The sequence below is a fragment of the Streptomyces sp. XM83C genome (genome assembly GCF_023072675.1).
Taxonomy (GTDB): domain Bacteria; phylum Actinomycetota; class Actinomycetes; order Streptomycetales; family Streptomycetaceae; genus Streptomyces; species Streptomyces thermocoprophilus.
The window spans coordinates 1-291 of the sequence record NZ_JALLGL010000687.1 but is presented as its reverse complement, the minus strand read 5'-3'; the positions used below and the strand labels follow the sequence as shown (position 1 = coordinate 291).

At 63.6% G+C, this 291-nt stretch carries 2 pseudogenes; both read left to right on the top strand.

Annotated elements, in window-relative coordinates:
• Positions 1–113 (top strand): annotated as a pseudogene (locus MTQ10_RS31080) (IS5/IS1182 family transposase); the annotation flags it as partial.
• A 56-nt stretch (positions 114–169) separates the two neighbouring features.
• Positions 170–291, top strand: a pseudogene (locus MTQ10_RS31075) (IS5/IS1182 family transposase); the annotation flags it as partial.

Below are 291 nucleotides of genomic sequence, written 5' to 3'. Positions count from 1 at the left end.
GGCTGGCCGGATGCCGACGCCTGCACCGCCGCTACGAGCGAAAGGCCGAACACTTCCTGGCCTTCGTCGGCATAGCCGCAGCCCTCATCAGCTACCGCCGACTCACCAACTGAAACAACGTCTTAGAGGTTGTCCCGTAACTGCTGGTCAGAGGTGAGATGATCTTGCTGTGGCTGGTGTGATCACGGCGTCGGAGCCCTCCTGGATAGGTCCGTTCACCGGGCTGAGCCCGCGGCAGTTCAACAAGCTGATCACCGCGCTGCGGCGTGAGGGGGCCGATCCGGTCCGCAA